Consider the following 15,312-nt stretch of genomic DNA (forward strand, 5'->3'; position numbering starts at 1 on the left):
AAAGTCGTGCAGCGCCGCATTGCCCGTGCGCGGGTCGTCCAGACCGTCCCAGCATTCGATAAAGCGATCCAACACATTCTCCCGAGCCGCGTATCATCCGCCACCCGGTAGAATCCATCTCACTCAAAACGCAAAATCCGGCTCACAAGGGCCGCCGAATTCCAAGTGCGATTCCCCTGGCCGCCGCCCAATCAAGATTCGCGCAATCGCCGAAGGGCATGGATCGTGGGCGACGACGATTCGCCCGCCCGACCGCTCACGCGCTCGCGTGGTCGAACGGCCGGCCCCGGCGGAGCCCCGCCCAGGAGAGGAGGCTCGAATGCGCTTACTCAACGCCGCGCCGCGCTCACCGGCTCGCCTCGCGCCGGAGCGGGTCATCGCCGACGCGCTCATCGACGTGGCGAGCGAACTCCGGCTCACGGACGCCGCTGAGCTGATCAACCTCATTCGCAACGACGAGGCCGCCAACCTCGCCGACCTCGTCAATTCGTCGACCGAGCTGTTCTTCAAGGGCGGCACGCTGCGCTACGCGCTGTCGGCCAGCTACAGCGTCCCCTGGAACGCGCCCCCCGTGGTGTCGCTCGACATGGAGTTCCGCCATCAGCGGGTGTCGGCGTTCTTCCGCCTGACGATCGGCGAGAAGCGGACGCGGGTCGACATCGCCGACATCGTGTTCGACGAGCGCGCGCTCGACGAGCCGGCGAAGGGGCGGCGCTTGACCGAGGCTTTCGCCAGCGCAAGGGTGCGGGCGTAGCTTACCGGGGACCGGCGGCAGCCGGGGCGACGCACGCCGCCGCCTCGGCGGACAGTTCGCGCGGACAACCCTCCCCGACCGGCGCAGCCGCCGGCTGCAGGCCGATCCAGGCGTCGATCAGGTCGGCGTCGAATCCCGCCTCGCGCCGCCCGTCGGCTTCGATCAGCGGGCGGCGGATCAGCAGCGGATCGGCGAGCATCAGCGCGAGCGCGCCGTCGGCGTCGAGGCTCTCCGGCTTGACCGCGCCGCTCTTCACCCGCGGCGAAGCGGCGTTGAACCACGCCGCGACCGGTCGGGCGCCGAAGAAGGCGCGCAGCGCCTCCGCGGTCCACGGCGTCGAGAGGAGGTCGCGCACGTCGAGCTCGTGACCCGAGCGGCTGAGCGCCGCCTTCTGCCGCGCATTCCCGCCGCAACCGGGCTTTTCGTAGAACACCACCTTCGCCATCTCAGTCCTCCTCCGAAGGCGCGGGCTCGACGACGACCGCGAGCAGGCGGCGGGCGCCGAAGCGGTCGCGCGGATCGAGCTCGGCCACCTTGGCGATCGCCTCCGCCCCCTCCCCGGTCGCGCCGAGCCGCGCCTGGCAATATCCCCAGGCGAGCAGCGCCTGAAGATAGGTTCCGGGCGCTTCCTCGAGCGCGTCGAACGCGGCGTCGCCCGGCCGGACCGCGCGCCAGTCGGACGCGACGCCGAGGCGCCGGGCGAGAAGGGTCAGGAGACACGCGGCGTGCGGCAGGGCCTCGGCGAGCCGATGGTTGTAGAAATAGAACTTGTAGGCGGCGAGGCGCGCCGAAAAGTCGTCCGGTGCGGCGGCGAGCGCCGCCTTCACCGCCCGCTCGGCGGCGGCGGGTTCGGAGCGCGCGGCCTTCGCGCCGGCGAGCAGCGCCGCCACCCGCGCCTCGGCGACGTCGGGAAAGACGGCCATCACGCCACCGCCTTCAGGAGGTCGGCGACCACGCCGCCGCCGATGCCCTCGCTGACGCCGAGTTCGGCGAGCTTGTCGAGGCGCCGCGCGGTCTCGCGGCCTTCGCTGAGCCGCAGCCGGATGAAGGCCGAGGCCTTGAGCATGGTGAGGGCGAAGCGGGCGGGGACCGCCGCCGCCCTCGCCACGTCTTCGGCCGTCCAGCCAACCCAGTCGCCCGGCAGCCCAGCCTGCCGGGCCGCTTCCGCCAACCCGGCCTCGGCGATCGTCAGCGCCTCGTCGAGCCGGCCGCCATAGGCGTGGATCTTGGTGAGGCAGAAGTAGGCCGCGAGCGCGGACGGGTCGAGCGCGAGCGCCGCGCGGAAGGTCGCGTCGGCGGCCGCCCTGTCGTGTCGGGAAAGCGACACGCCCTGTTGCAGGAGATCGTTGACCGCGGGCGGCGTATCGCCGAAGTCGATGAGATCGCCCTCTTTGATGGTGCTCATGGGGTCTTGCCGCCGCCGCGTTCGTCCTTGTCCGACGGCTCGATGCAGAATTCGCGCCAAGTCGGGCTGGGTCGGCCATTCGGCGATCCCGGGCGCGCGCGGCCCTCGGCGCCGCGCCTTCGCGGCCCGCCGCCATGTCTTCGCCCCAAGCCCGTGAGACAGGTTTGCTCATGCTCAGGACCGTCCGACCCCTTTTCGCCAGAAAGTCGGGCGGCGCCCGCCGCGCCGTCGCCTCGATCGGAGCGCTGGTCGCGCTGGCGCTCGCAGCGTCCGCGGCGCTCGCCGATTCGGACTATCCGCCGGGCCTGTTCGAAAACTCGCCGGTCGTGCCGCACGGCTACCAGCCTCCCGCGACTCCGCCGCCGGCGGCGCCGGGCAGCGCCGCGCCGTCCGCGCCCGCGGGCGTCGACGCGGGGCTCGCGCCGCCCGACGCCGGGGCGCCGCTGGACCCGTACGAGGCTCGCCTGCCGGCCCCGGGCCCTGTCCCGCCCGCGCCCCTCGGGGGCTATTCGCCGCCCGGAGCGTACCCGCCGCCCGGAGCGTACCCGCCGCCGGGGGCGTACGCGCCGCCGGCTGATGACGACGCCTATTGCGCCAGCATCGGCGCCCGGACCTTTCACAGTCTCGAGGAGGTGCGGCGGGCGCACGCGCGCTGCGATCGCGCCTATGCGGCGCCCGCGCCCGGGTATTAGACCCGCCGATGCGGCTTGCGGACCGGAGCACGGCGGCGGCGAGCGCCAGCGGATCGGGGCGCCCGCTCCGTCCCTCGCGCCTCAGGCCGCGAGTTTGCGGGCGTGGCGCAGCACGGAGACGACGCCGGTCAGGATGACGATGCGGCCGGACTCGTCCTTGACCCGAATCTTGCAGCCGGCTTGGTCGTGACGGCGGGCGAGCCGCTCGACCACGGGCCAGGCGGCGCGCGGGTCGACGAGCCGCACGGAGCGCTCGGCCGAGACGACCGCGCCTTCCCACAGCACTTCGAAGTCGTAGAGGTGCATCTGTCCCTCCGCGCCTGACGCGAACGCGCCGTCCTTCGAACGGCGCGTCGAGCGATTTCGCGGGCGGACCTATCCCCCACTTCGATTACGGGCGTGTGAAGCGGCGGGGGCGAAATTGCGACTTTCGCCCGAGCGCGGCCCCGCCCTCTCGTCCCTTACCCGCGATTTTCCGCGCGCGGGCGGTTCGCTACGCCAGTCCGTGCTTGGCCATGCTCGCCTTCTCCTGCTCCTTGAATTGCAGGAAGCGCGGCAGGAACTTGTCCCAGTCGATGATGTGCGAGTCGAGCTCGGGGCCGTCGATGCAGGCGTGCTTGCGCACCATCTTTCCGTCGATCGTTACCGGCACCATGCAGGCGCCGCACATGCCGGTGGCGTCGACCATGATGGCGTTGAGGCTCGCGACCGTCGGCACGCCGTAGGGTTTGGTGAGGTCGCTCACCGCCCGCATCATCAGCGGCGGGCCGATCGCGATCACTTCCGCCACCTTGCGGCCCTTGCCCTCGGCGTTCTCCTTGAGAAGCTCCTCGAGCGGCCCGGTGACGAAGCCCTTGACGCCGAAGGTGCCGTCGTTGGTGGCGTAGATCACCCGCAGCCGGTCGCCGAACTCTTTCTGCAATCCGTCGACCCGTTCGCCCGCCTCCGTCCAGAACAGGGCGCCCTTGGTGCGGAAGCCCGAGATCAGCGTCGCGTGGTTGCCGAGCTTCAGATGGCTTCGGAGGATCGGGTAGACCGGCGGCAGGCCGAGGCCGCCGGCGCAGAACACCACCGTCTGGTCGCCCTCGTAACGGTGCAGCTTGCTCGGCTGGCCGAGCGGGCCGGCGATGCCGGTGAAAGCCTCGCCGACCTCCATCGCGTTGATGCCGATCGAACTCGCGCCGACCGCCTGGATGACGAGGTCGATCGTGCCCGCCTTCTCGTCCCAGTCGGCGAGCGTGAGGGGAATGAGTTCGCCCCTAGGGGTCGGCAGCACGCGCACGAACTGCCCGGCGCGCGCGGACTTGGCGATCATCGGCGACCGGATCCGCATCTCGACGATGCCTTCGGCGAGATTGGCTTTCTTGAGGATGGTCTGCGGCGCCCCGGCGAGGTCGGTGTAGTGCGACGCCCTCTCGACCATGTCCTCGATTTCGGCTTTCGAGAATGGGATGTCGCCCACGATCTCGCGCGCCGCGGCCTGGCCGTCGCCGGCGGCGAGCACCGCGGTCGCGCCGCCGCGGGTCGCGTCGCCCCCGGAATAGACGCCATCGAGCGAGGTCTTCTGCGACCCGCCGTCGACCGTGATCGTTCCCCACTTGGAGGTCTTCAGGTCCGGCTCGCTGTTCTTGATCAGCGGGTTCGAGTCGTTGCCGAGCGCCATGATGACGAGATCGACCGGAATGGTTTCGGTCTTCCCCGTGGCGACCGGCGCGCGCCGTTTCGAGGCGTCGGGCGGCCCCAGCTCCATCACGTCCAGAACGGCGTGGCAGACGTGCGCCGACTTCTCGCTTTCGAACGCGCGCGGCGCGCGCAGCACCTTGAGCGCGATTCCCTCTTCGAGCGCGTGGTGCAGCTCCTCGACGCGGGCCGGCATCTCCGACTGCGTGCGCCGGTAGACGATGGTGACGATCCCGCCGAGGCGCTTGGCGGTGCGGGCCGCGTCCATCGCGGTGTTGCCGCCGCCGATGACGATGATGTTCTTGTCCTTCACCTCCGGCAGCGGCGTCTCGTAGTCGTCGCGCCGCGCCTGCATGAGGTTGACGCGGGTGAGGAACTCGTTGGCCGACATGACGCCGAGCAGATGCTCGCCCGGCACGTTCATGAAGCGCGGCAGGCCCGCGCCGGTGCCGACGAAAATCCGCCAGAAGCCGTTGTCCTTGAGGTCCTCGATCGTCGCCGTCTTGCCGACCACGAAATTGGTGACGAAGCGGCCGCCGAGCAGCCGGATCTTGCGCACCACGTCGTCGATCAGGGTGTTGGGCAGCCGGAACTCCGGGATGCCGTAGCGCAACACGCCGCCGAGGTCGTGGAAGGCCTCGAATACGGTGACCGGGAACCCTTGCGACGACAGGAGATAGGCGTTGATGAGGCCCGCGGGCCCGGAGCCGACCACCGCGATCGGCGGCTTCTCGGCCTTGGCCCAGGGGCTCGTCCAGTTCTTCCAGCGCTCGGCGTCGGCGTTGGGACGCACGATCTTCTCGCGCTCGGGCAGGAACCACTCGAGCTGGCCGATCTCGAGCGGCCGGCCGCTGAGCGTGCACACGCCCTGGCACTGCAGCTCCTGCGGGCAGACGCGGCCGGTGACGTCGGGCAACGGATTGAGCGATTCAATCAGCCCCAGCGCCTCGCGGAACCGGCCGGTGCCGACCAGCTGCAGCATCTCGGGGATGTGGATCTTGACTGGGCAGCCGCCCTTCGGCTCGCGACCCGGCCTCGGCACGCCGAGTTCGCAGGCCTTGTCCTCGCACTGCTTGTCGCGCAGCGTCTCCAGCCACACGAGAAGGTCGACCTCGCGCGCGCTGTAGCCGAGGTCCATGTAGCCGAGATAGCCCTTGTTCACGAGTTCGAAGTCGCGCGCCCGCTCCTCCGGCGAGCGGATGTAGGGCGGGATGCCGTTCTGTCCGGGCCAGCCTTGCGACAGGCCCTTGAACATCGGGTAGCGGTCGGAGAGATACCGGTCGATCGCGACGATGAACTTGCGCTTGAACTTGAGCGGCACGTTCCAGATGAAGCGCAGCAGCAGCGCGCTCATGTCGTCGTCGCGGGTCAGCAGGCGCCACAGCGTCCGGGTGAACTCGGGGCCGAGTTCGTCCTGCTTGAACTCCCAGACGATCGCCTGCATGCCGTCGTCGACGAACATCTGGCGAACCGACTGGGGGTTGCTCAGCAGCCGCTTGCGCAGCAGTCCGAGCTGCTTCTGGAAGACGTCGAACGCTTCGGTGCGTTCGAGCTCCTCCACCTCGCTCTGGGTGGTCTCGAGGGCGTTCGCCGCCTGCCGGTAGCGGTCGAGATCGCGTTCGGCTTCGGCCGCCGTTCCCGTCTCAGCGCTCATGGATGATCTCCGAATCGCAGTTGGCGGCGACGCGGGCGATCTTCGCCTTGAGTTCCGGCGTGACCTTCACACGCGCCAGGGCGCCCGCAATCAGATGCCCGACTTCCTTGGACTCGCCGTCGACGACGATCCGGGTCTTTTCGAAAAGCTCCGGAATCTCCTGGTAGCAGGTCTTGCAGTTGGAGCACTTGGCGACGTCCTCCTCCGCATAGGACAGCGGCGCCCCGTCGCCGTTGGCGGCGGCCGCAGCCGGCGCCGGCGCCGCGGCCGGCGCGCCGCCGATCAGCCGCGTCACCGGACCCGATGGCGCGGCCGGCGCGAAGGCCGCGAGCGGCGGCGCCTTGGACGAGGCGGCGAGCTCGGACATGGCGCGCGCAATCGAGTCGATCGAGGATTCGCGCGCTTCGGTCACTTCCTTCAGCTGCAGCTTCAGCGCTTCCAGCTCGATGTGATGATCGGAGTCGAGCTTCTGCACGTCGAGGCCGGCGAGCACCTGCAGGCTGCGCCAGTTGCGCCGCCGCTCGCGCACGAGATGGACGATGTCCGCCGACACCGCGACCTTGATCAGCTTCCGATTGTCGTCGGTCGACCAGACGAACGGCGTCTTGCCCTCCTGCTCGGCCGCGCTGAGGTTGATGTACTCGTGCACCGGCACGCCGGCCTTGTCGGCGGGCAGAACCTTGAACTGCTTGCGGAACCGCCCTTCGGTGAGGGCGAAGTCGGCCGGCGTGATCGGGATCTCGAGCAGCTTCGTCTGCCCGTCCTCGACGTACTCGATGGTGGTCGTCGCCCAGTCCTCGCCGATCTCGGGGTTGCCCTCGAGCGAGAAGCGGTCATGCAGGCTCGCGCCGCGGCGCGGATCGTGAACGAAGACCGGGTTGAAGCGGCTTTCGACCGCGAGCCGCGCGTGCCGGTTGGCCTGCGGATCGGCGATCCCCTGCTCGCCCTGGCACGGCGTATAGACGTCGAGCACGCCGGGCGAGTCGTTGTGGTTGAGGAACTCGACCACGTTCTTCAGGAAATGCGCCTGGAGCGCGGCGCAGCTCTGCACCACGAACACGTTGGGATGGAAGGCCGCCAGCAGCGCGAGCTCCTTGCGCTCGTCCTGCTTGCCGTGGTGGGCGGCGCCGTAGCGGCTCAGATCCGAGTCCTGGGCGGTGAGGCTCGCGGTCGAGGCCTGGCCGCCGGTGTTGGAATAGGCGCCGCTGTTGAGCACGACGACCTTGATCGGCGTCGTGGTGCTGAGCACCCGCGACAGCGCGCCGAAGCCGATGTCGTAGGTCGCGCCGTCGCCGCCCATGCTGATCACGGTCGGCATCAGCGCCATCTCGTCGGCGGTGAAGTCGGCCCAGCTGAACGTCCGGAAGAAGCGGTCGTGCGTCTCCGGGTCGTAGTCGTCGCCGAGTTCGAGCTCGGCGATCCGAAGCGCCCGAATGTCCGTGCTCGCTTCGACCCCGAGGCCCTCGAACACGCCCTTGGCGACCGCCGGCGTGTCCTGGAACAGGCTGTTGACCCACGGATCGTTGTAGGGGTTGAACGGGAAGGTCGAGGCGTAGACGCTGCTGCAGCCGGTCGCGTTGGCGATCACGGCGCTCGCCGGCCCGTGTCCGCGCGGCCCGCTCTCCAGGAAATAGAGGCGCTTTTCCAGCGTCGCGATCACGTCGCGGATGCGATCGCGCCGGTGCGGATCGCGTTCGCTGTCCTGGACCGCAGCGAGCTTGGCGTTGAGCTTGTCGATCAGGCCTTCCACCTCGCGCATGTGGCTCTTGCGCCGCGTGTCGTGGATGGCGTGGTTGGTGCTGGTGACGAGGCGGATCGCGGTGACTTCGCCGCAACCGCGGCAGGCGCCGTGGCCGCCGGTGGTGGCGTAGTAGTTGTTGCGGTCGAGCATCAGGCGCTTGGTGTCGCCGTCGTCGGCGACCGCCCCCTCGGTGTACTTCGCGGGCGTGTTGGGCAAGCGGCTGAGGAAGTCGAACTGCGCCTGCAACTTGTCCAACAACGCCTCGTCCTGGTCGCGCGCGACCAGCGCGTGCGGCCCGCACACGTCGACGCATTCGAGACAGCCAGTGCATTTCCACGGATCGACCGTCGCCGAGAACAGGCCGCCGCTGCCGGGATGGGCCTTCTCCATCGCGTCGAAGAACGGACGCGTCCTGGCGACCGGGAAGGTCGTCAGCGCGTTGGCGAGGCGGGTCAGATGGCCGTGCGTGACCGGGCTGTCGACGTCGAGCGCCTCGGCCGCCTTGCGCACGATCTCGGCGAACGGCGGCGGGTTCTTGTCGTTGCGATAGACCTCGCGCACCGCGTCGGCGATCGGATAGACCTCGCGCCGCAGCGCCTCGCGCTGGCTCTCGGCGATGTCGAGCTGGCGGATCGCCGCCATCATGAGTTCGCGGATGTCGTGGACCGCGTTCGGGATCGCGGCGTCGGGGCAGACGAGCGCGCATTCCATGCAGCCGGTGCAGAGGTCGGGGATGAATTCCGGCACGGTCCGGCGGAACAGGCCCTTGTCCTTGAACGCCGCGCTGCCGGCCGGCAGGAACATGCCGACGCCCGGCATCACCGGCGCTTCGGCGATGGTTCCGTCGCGGAACGCCGAGGCCATTACGTCGTCGAAATACTCGGCGTCGAGGAAGCCCGAGGGCGCGGGCGACCGTCCGGCCCGGCACATCGACGCCGATATGGCGACCGTGCGGTCGCTCTTGTGGACGGGCGCCTTGTCGGCCTCGACGAATTCGGGCTGCGTGTAGTCGATCTGCCGCGTCGCCTTCAGGCCGTCGCGGATCACCGCCATGTTGCCCTCGACCACCGGGCCGCCCTTGGCGCCGAACTTCTTGGCGATCTGGCTGCGGATCTTGTTCAACACCGCCTCTTCCGTGGCGCCCTCGGTGACGCGGTCGAAGCTCCCGCACACCGCGCCGATGAAGGCGATGCCCATCATGCGCGTCTCGAGATCCTCGGTGGGCGCGTGCTTCTTGGCGACCTCGAAAGCGTCGATGACGAACAGCTTGATGGCCTTGTCGCGGATGGTCTTGCGCGCCTGCTCGGGCAGCTCCTTCCAGACCGCGACCGGATCGAGGTTCGACTGCAGGATGAAGGTGCCGCCCTGGCAAAGCCCGCGCAGTGGGTTCGAGTGGCTGAACACCCTGTGGTCGGGCGAGACGACGAGCTCGACGTCTTCGAGTTCGGCGTTGGTGATCAACACCTCCTCGGGGCTGAGGGTGATGTAGTAGTTGGTCGGCGCGCCGCTCTTTTCCGAGCCGTATTTCGGCGCGGCCCGCGAGTGCAGGTCGAGCGCGCCGGCGAGAATGTCGGTGAGGAGCTTGCCGGTGGCGATCGTCCCGTAGCCGCCGACCGAATGGAAGCGGATGCGGAAGGCCGACTTCGGCAGGAGCTGCGGATTGGGCTCGGTCTCGAGCGCCATCAGCTCGGTGTCGGGATAGGCGGCCTTGAGCTTCGCCTGCAGTTCGGCCAGTTTCGGCGGCGGGTTCTTCGAGAAGAACTGCGAGCCGAGATAGACGAACGGCGCGTTGCGCGTCTCCATGTTCTTGAACGCGGCGACCAGGTGGCGCGGCTGGAGGTCGTGCGCGCCGAGGCCGAAGATCGCCGTGGTGATCTTGGGCGGATTGTCGAGCGGCTGAATGCCGGGGTGCCTGACGCCGTCGACGTTCTCGCGCGCCTTGAACAGGGCCTCGCGCACCATCGTGGTGAGGGCGGTGACGTCCGAGCGCTCGAGCACCGTGACCGCCTTCTTGCCGGCGAGCGCGGCCACGACCTCGGCCTCCGGGAACGGCTGCAGCAGCTTGACCGAGACGACGCCGACCTTCTTGCCCTCGGCGCGCAGATGCTCCGCGACCGCGCGGACGTCGTCGGTGACCGAGCCCAGCCCGATCATCACGTAGTCGGCGTCGTCGCAATTGTAGGTCAGGATCGGCGCGTACCGGCGCCCGGTGAGCGCGCTGTATTCCGCCATCGCCTCGCGGGCGATGTGGGGAACCTCGCTGACGAAATGGGTGCGGTGGTCGACGCTGCCGGCCTGGAAGTCGGGCTGGTTCTGCACCCCGCCGGTCAGGCCCGGATTGTGGACGTCGACGAGCGCCGGGACGAGCTGGCGCGTGCCCTTCTCGTGAGCGTTCAGCCACTGCCGCCGCCACTGGGCGCGCAGTTCCTCGGGGACGAAAGCGAGCGTCTCGCCGATCAGGGCGCCGGCGGTGTCGGTCTCGACGGCGTCTTCGTTGGCGGCGAGGAAATCGCGAAGCTTGCGCAGGTCTTCCGGCGCGAAACCGTCGCCGACGCGAACCAGATACTGGCGGAGCTGGAAGGCGCGGCCTTTGGCCCCGAACAGCATGGCCTGCGCCACGGTCGGGCACTGGATCCGGCTCGACGGATCGCCGAGGAACTCGCGCAGGAGTTCGGGCTCGGGCATCCGCGCTTCGGAAAGCATGTGGCTGGTGGCGAAGCCGTCCATCGTGTTGGCGACCGGGATCAGCGACAGGGCGCTGACGCGATAGGCGATCGCCGCGAGGTCGGCCGCTTCCTGCGGATTGCTGCCGAAGAGGACGGTGTAGCCGGACGGCAGCAGCGCGTAGATGTCGTCGTGGCCGGCCATGACGTTGAGGGAGTGCTTGGAGACGACGCGCGCGGCGACATGCAGGACGAAGCCGCCGACCTTCTTGCCGACGGTCACGTAGTGCGATTCCATCCCGTACAGGATGCCCTGACTGGAGGAGGCGTTGGAGACGTACTTGCCGCCGGTCAGCGCCGCGCCGAGCGCGCCGCTCTGCGCCGAGTGCTCCCCTTCGGGCTCGAAGAAGAACGGGTGCCGGCCCCAGACGTTGAGTCCGCCGTTGGCGCGGAACGCCTCGTAGATTTCCGAGATTTCCGTCGAGGGGGTGATGGGATAGCCGATCACGCCGCCGCACACGCGGCCCATGACCTCTGCTACGGCGCCATTGCCGTGAATGACGTTCTCTACGCCGGGATATTTTGCGGTCATGTGTTCCCCGAGGATCCGCTGGCTGCATCCTCACTTACGGCGGAGCTTTGGTCCCTTTGGACAAGGGGCGCCGACGTCTTGCGCGGTGTCGGTTTCACGGCGGAACTGTCACGCCGACCGATCTCGCGAGCGCGGGTGCGAACCCCGGAGTTCCTCCTCCTTCAAATTGTGGTTCTTTGTACCGGCTGCATCAATAGCGCCGACGCACGACTGTGGTCGATGCGCAAATTGTCGCGGGGCGCATCGAGCGCAAACAGATGTTCTTTTGTTCTTCTGTTTTGTCCCGCCAGCCGGCGCCCCTGCAACCGACATCGACCGTCGATCCGCCGGGTCGGAAATCCTTACCGACATTGCCGGGAGCCGTCTTGATCCACCTCAATTCCCGGACCAAATGGGCGACGGGGACAATCGCCGCGGCGACTCGTCTCGCCTTCGGTCGGGCGGCGTCGCGACGGCGTCAGCTTTGGGATTGCGATGGCGCTGGCTGGCGTCGCGTCCGCCCGACGAGGACCGGCTCGTCGGGCGGGAGGCCTCGCCCGATGCGATCGAATTCGGCGCGGGGATCTATCTCGTCGTCCGGGGCAGGTCGAGACGCGCGCCGTCGGCACGTCAGGCGGCCAGCGCCCGCGCCGCGAGGAAACCGACGCTGGCGGCGATCGCCGACAGCGCGACGCCCCACGCCAGGTCGACGAGGGCTACCGTCATTGTCCAGTTGCGCAGCGTCGCCCAGTTGGTCAGATCGTAGGTGGCGTAGCCGAGGAGCCCGATCAGCGCCGCGTTCCCTGCGGCGAGCCGCAGGGAACCCGCGGCGAGGCCGGGACGCACGGCGAGCACGACGAGTCCCGCGGCGAACACCAGGTACAGCGCCACCGCCGGGGCGGGCCGAAAGCCGTCGAGCATGATCTCCTTGAGCGCAGGGCGATAAAGCCGGTCGCCTGCGAACGACAGCCAGGCGAAGTCGACCGCGACGAATGAGACGAGCGTCGCGAGATACGCGACCACCGTGGTTTTCATGACCCCTCCATTTTGCGGCCGACCCTGTTGCGCCGCCCGTCGGCGCGGCGGCGAACCCAATCCCGACAATCGAGCGACCGGCGGCCGGCGCAGGGTTCGGTCGCAACTGGTACGCGGCCCGGCGACGTTCGGTTTACCGACGCGGCGCAGAAAATTGGCGGCGGTCCACGTGCGAACCGAAGAACCGGAGTCGCCGCTCCTGCGTATCCCGTCCATGCCCGAGATCATCGCCCCGGCCGCGCCGCTGGACGAACGCACGGCGGCTTGCCGGTCGGTCGCCTGGATGGTCGCCCTCAACAAGCCGCTCTATCCGCTCGCCGCGCTGGCGTTGATCGGCGGCGACGCCGCCGTGCGGTCCCTGGCCGCGCTCGCTTCTCTTCCCCTTTACGCAGCCATTCCATGGCTCGCGCGCCGGACCGGGTTCTGGGCGCGGGTCGCGCTGCCCGTCGTCGGGGTGGCCGACACCGCGTTCGCCGCAAAGGTCATGGGCGCCGACACCGGGGCCGAGGTCTACTTCGCCGCGTGCGGCCTTCTGGCGGTGGTCGGCTTCGGCCCGCGCGAGGCGACGGCGCGGCGCGTGCTCGTCGGCTTCGTCTATCTCGCCTTGGTCGTCCTGCACTGGGGCGCGGGCGCCCCGCTGCAGCCATGGCCGGCGGACGAGGCGGCCCGCCTCCTGACGATCAACGTCTATTCGGCGGCGGCGCTGTTCGCCTTCATCGCCCTTCGCTTCCCCGTGCGCGAAGGCGACGGCCGGGCGTAACCTCGGCGTCGTTCCGCGGTCAGGCCGGCGTCCGCGACCCCGCCGCCTCCATCAGGCCGACGAAGCGGCGGAACAGATAGTGGCTGTCGCGGGGCCCGGGCGAGGCCTCCGGGTGATACTGCACCGAGAAGGCCGGACGATCGGTCAGCGCCACGCCGCAGTTCGAACCGTCGAACAGCGAGACATGCGTCTCTATGACGGTCGGCGGAAGGCTGTCGCGATCGACCGCGAAGCCGTGGTTCATGGAGACGATCTCGACCTTGTCGGTGGTGAAATCCTTGACCGGATGGTTGGCGCCGTGGTGGCCCTGCGGCATCTTGATCGTGCGCCCGCCGACCGCGAGCCCGAGCAACTGGTGTCCGAGGCAGATGCCGAACAGCGGGATTCTGGTTTCGAGCAGCGCCTGGATGGTCGGCACGGCGTATCTGCCGGTTTCTGCGGGATCGCCGGGGCCGTTAGACAGGAATATTCCATCGGGCCGCAGCGCGAGAATCTCCTCCGCGCTCGCCGTCGCTGGCACGACCGTCACCGCGCAGCCGCAGTCGTTGAGCAGCCGCAAGATGTTGCGCTTGATCCCGTAGTCGACCGCGACGACGTGGAACCGCGTCTCGCCGCGCTTGCCGTAGCCGCGCCCGAGCGTCCAGCTCGTCTCGTCCCAGCCGTAGCGCTGGGTCGCGCCGACCTGCGGCACGAGGTCCATGCCGTCGATTCCGGGCCAGCGCGCCGCCTCCGCGCGCAGGGCGTCGAGGTCGAATACGCCGTCGGGCGAATGGGCGATCACCGCGTTCGGCATGCCGGCCTTGCGGATCAGCGTCGTCAGCGCTCGGGTGTCGACGCCCGCGAGGCCCACCACGCCGCGCGCCTTCAGCCAGGCGTCGAGGGCCCCGTGGGCGCGGAAGTTGGAGGGCCCGGACAAATCGGCGCGAAAGACGGCGCCGACCGCGGCCGTGGCCGCCGCGGCGTTGACCACCTCGATGTCCTCGCCGTTGATGCCGACGATGCCGATGTGGGGGAAGGTGAAGGTGATGATCTGGGCGGCGTAGGACGGGTCGGTCAGGATCTCCTGGTAGCCCGTCATGGCCGTGTTGAAACAGACCTCGCCGACAGCCGAGCCCGCGGCGCCGACGCCGAAACCCTCGATCACGGCGCCGCTCGCCAGCACCAGGACGCCGGTCGCGACCCGCGGACGCCAGCCGGACGGGTTCCCGTCCGTTACGGCGGGGAATGGGGAGATTGTTGCGCTTGCCATGCGGCTGTGCTTAAGCGCCGCGGACTTGGCGCGTCAAGCGACGCGCGCTTTCAACAATCCGAGGACATCATGGCTGACTCTCAGCCGCTGCGCGACATCGTCACCGCCCAGATGAAGGAGGCGATGAAGTCGGGCGACAAGACGCGCGTCGGCGCGCTGCGCCTGATCATGGCGGCGCTGAAGGACCGCGAGATCGAGGCGCGCGGCGCGGGCAAGATCGTCAGCCGCGCCGACGAGCTGGCCCTGCTCACCAAGATGGTCAAGTCCCGGCAGGAATCGGCGACGATCTACGCCGAGGCCGGCCGCGCCGAGCTCGCGGCGCAGGAGAACGCCGAAGTCGCCGTGATCAACGCCTTCCTGCCCAGGCAGATGAGCGAGGCCGAAGTGACGGACGCGGCGAAAGCCGCCATCGCCGCGACCGGCGCCGCGACCGTCAAGGACATGGGCAGGGTGGTCAACGCGCTGAAGGAGGCCCACCCCGGCCAGATGGATTTTGCAAAGGCGAGCGCGATCGTAAAGGGGCTCTTGACGGGAGGGTAGCGGCTGGCCGCCCGAACCCGGACGGGGAGCGGGCGCCGGCGCCGGCGCGGCTCCCGAATCGAGGTTAGTCAGTGGGTTGGGCGGGCTTCCGGTTCCTCTACGCGGCGCCCGACTCCGACATGGGACGCCCTTCCCCGCAATCATCGCGAGGAGCCCGAAGGGCGACGCCGAGGCGATCGGGGAGCCGCCGCAGCCGGGGTTGGGGAGCGGCCACGGGTCGCCAAGACGCTGATGGATACTCGCCCAGCGGCCTGGATCGCCGCGGCGGTCCCGGCAATGACGAAAGCCGTTTCGGCTCCGCAAACCAGACTTTTGAGGAGCTTGCGGAGCGTTTCGGTTCCGCGCCGCCGCCGAGCCCAAGGCGGCGGACGGGGCTGGCGGAGCAGCCTGACCGCTCTGCCGGGCGCGCGGCGCTGTCGCGACGCGATTGGAAACGACGGAGTTCGGACAAGGCGGCCTCAATGTCGTCTGCGAGAGAACGAATGTAGAACATATCTCGGAGGCCGGCAAGAAATTGTCGGGCAGGCGTTGTCGACGCGACGCCGTCGACCGGAGCCCAGCGCCGCAG

12 protein-coding genes are annotated in these 15,312 nt (G+C 69.3%); 4 read left to right on the forward strand and 8 right to left on the reverse strand.

The window, feature by feature from the left end; all coding sequences use genetic code 11:
* The first annotated feature begins 319 nt into the window (after positions 1-319).
* Complete coding sequence (locus tag DFR50_RS26910; protein WP_113892643.1) at positions 320-754, forward strand: hypothetical protein; 435 nt, start codon at positions 320-322, stop codon at positions 752-754.
* Position 755: 1 nt separating this feature from the next.
* Here DFR50_RS26910 and DFR50_RS26915 read toward each other — a convergent pair whose 3' ends face one another.
* The 3 genes from DFR50_RS26915 to DFR50_RS26925 are packed head-to-tail and all read right to left on the reverse strand — an operon-like array spanning position 756 to position 2,159.
* Positions 756-1,199, reverse strand: a complete 444-nt coding sequence (locus DFR50_RS26915; RefSeq protein WP_113892645.1) for an ArsC/Spx/MgsR family protein — start codon at positions 1,197-1,199, stop codon at positions 756-758.
* 1 nt (position 1,200) lies between these two features.
* Positions 1,201-1,677 (reverse strand): hypothetical protein, encoded by a 477-nt coding sequence (locus DFR50_RS26920; protein WP_113892647.1) that lies wholly within the window; start codon positions 1,675-1,677, stop codon positions 1,201-1,203.
* Entirely contained in the window at positions 1,677-2,159 is a 483-nt protein-coding gene (locus DFR50_RS26925) for a hypothetical protein (RefSeq protein WP_113892649.1), read from the reverse strand. Before DFR50_RS26925 ends, DFR50_RS26920 begins: the two co-directional genes overlap by 1 nt.
* A 170-nt stretch (positions 2,160-2,329) precedes the next feature.
* Between DFR50_RS26925 and DFR50_RS32670 the strand changes: the two genes are divergently transcribed.
* Positions 2,330-2,851, forward strand: coding sequence for a hypothetical protein (locus DFR50_RS32670; RefSeq protein WP_210209053.1), 522 nt, complete (start codon positions 2,330-2,332; stop codon positions 2,849-2,851).
* Between the two features lie 81 nt (positions 2,852-2,932).
* On the opposite strand, the gene DFR50_RS26935 is transcribed toward DFR50_RS32670, so the two are convergent.
* The 4 genes from DFR50_RS26935 to DFR50_RS26950 form a co-directional block, all read right to left on the reverse strand.
* Positions 2,933-3,157, reverse strand: a complete 225-nt coding sequence (locus tag DFR50_RS26935) for a hypothetical protein (RefSeq protein ID WP_113892651.1) — start codon at positions 3,155-3,157, stop codon at positions 2,933-2,935.
* A 187-nt stretch (positions 3,158-3,344) separates the two neighbouring features.
* Positions 3,345-6,185, reverse strand: coding sequence for a sulfide/dihydroorotate dehydrogenase-like FAD/NAD-binding protein (locus DFR50_RS26940; protein ID WP_113892653.1), 2,841 nt, complete (start codon positions 6,183-6,185; stop codon positions 3,345-3,347).
* On the reverse strand, positions 6,175-11,181 hold the full coding sequence (locus DFR50_RS26945; RefSeq protein WP_113892655.1) for a 2-oxoacid:acceptor oxidoreductase family protein: 5,007 nt from the start codon (positions 11,179-11,181) through the stop codon (positions 6,175-6,177). Before DFR50_RS26945 ends, DFR50_RS26940 begins: the two co-directional genes overlap by 11 nt.
* 609 nt (positions 11,182-11,790) lie before the next feature.
* Positions 11,791-12,195, reverse strand: a complete 405-nt coding sequence (locus DFR50_RS26950; RefSeq protein ID WP_113892657.1) for a DUF2177 family protein — start codon at positions 12,193-12,195, stop codon at positions 11,791-11,793.
* A gap of 169 nt (positions 12,196-12,364) precedes the next feature.
* Between DFR50_RS26950 and DFR50_RS26955 the strand changes: the two genes are divergently transcribed.
* Positions 12,365-12,955: a hypothetical protein gene (locus DFR50_RS26955; RefSeq protein WP_147262946.1), complete on the forward strand. Its 591-nt coding sequence runs from the start codon at positions 12,365-12,367 to the stop codon at positions 12,953-12,955.
* Positions 12,956-12,974: 19 nt separating this feature from the next.
* On the opposite strand, the gene carA is transcribed toward DFR50_RS26955, so the two are convergent.
* Positions 12,975-14,204: a glutamine-hydrolyzing carbamoyl-phosphate synthase small subunit gene (gene carA, locus DFR50_RS26960; RefSeq protein WP_113892661.1), complete on the reverse strand. Its 1,230-nt coding sequence runs from the start codon at positions 14,202-14,204 to the stop codon at positions 12,975-12,977.
* Between the two features lie 69 nt (positions 14,205-14,273).
* On the opposite strand from carA, the gene DFR50_RS26965 reads away from it, so the two are divergent.
* Entirely contained in the window at positions 14,274-14,744 is a 471-nt protein-coding gene (locus DFR50_RS26965; protein ID WP_210209054.1) for a GatB/YqeY domain-containing protein, read from the forward strand.
* Positions 14,745-15,312 lie beyond the last annotated feature (568 nt).

Origin of the sequence: Roseiarcus fermentans (assembly GCF_003315135.1) — a bacterium.
Taxonomy (GTDB): domain Bacteria; phylum Pseudomonadota; class Alphaproteobacteria; order Rhizobiales; family Beijerinckiaceae; genus Roseiarcus; species Roseiarcus fermentans.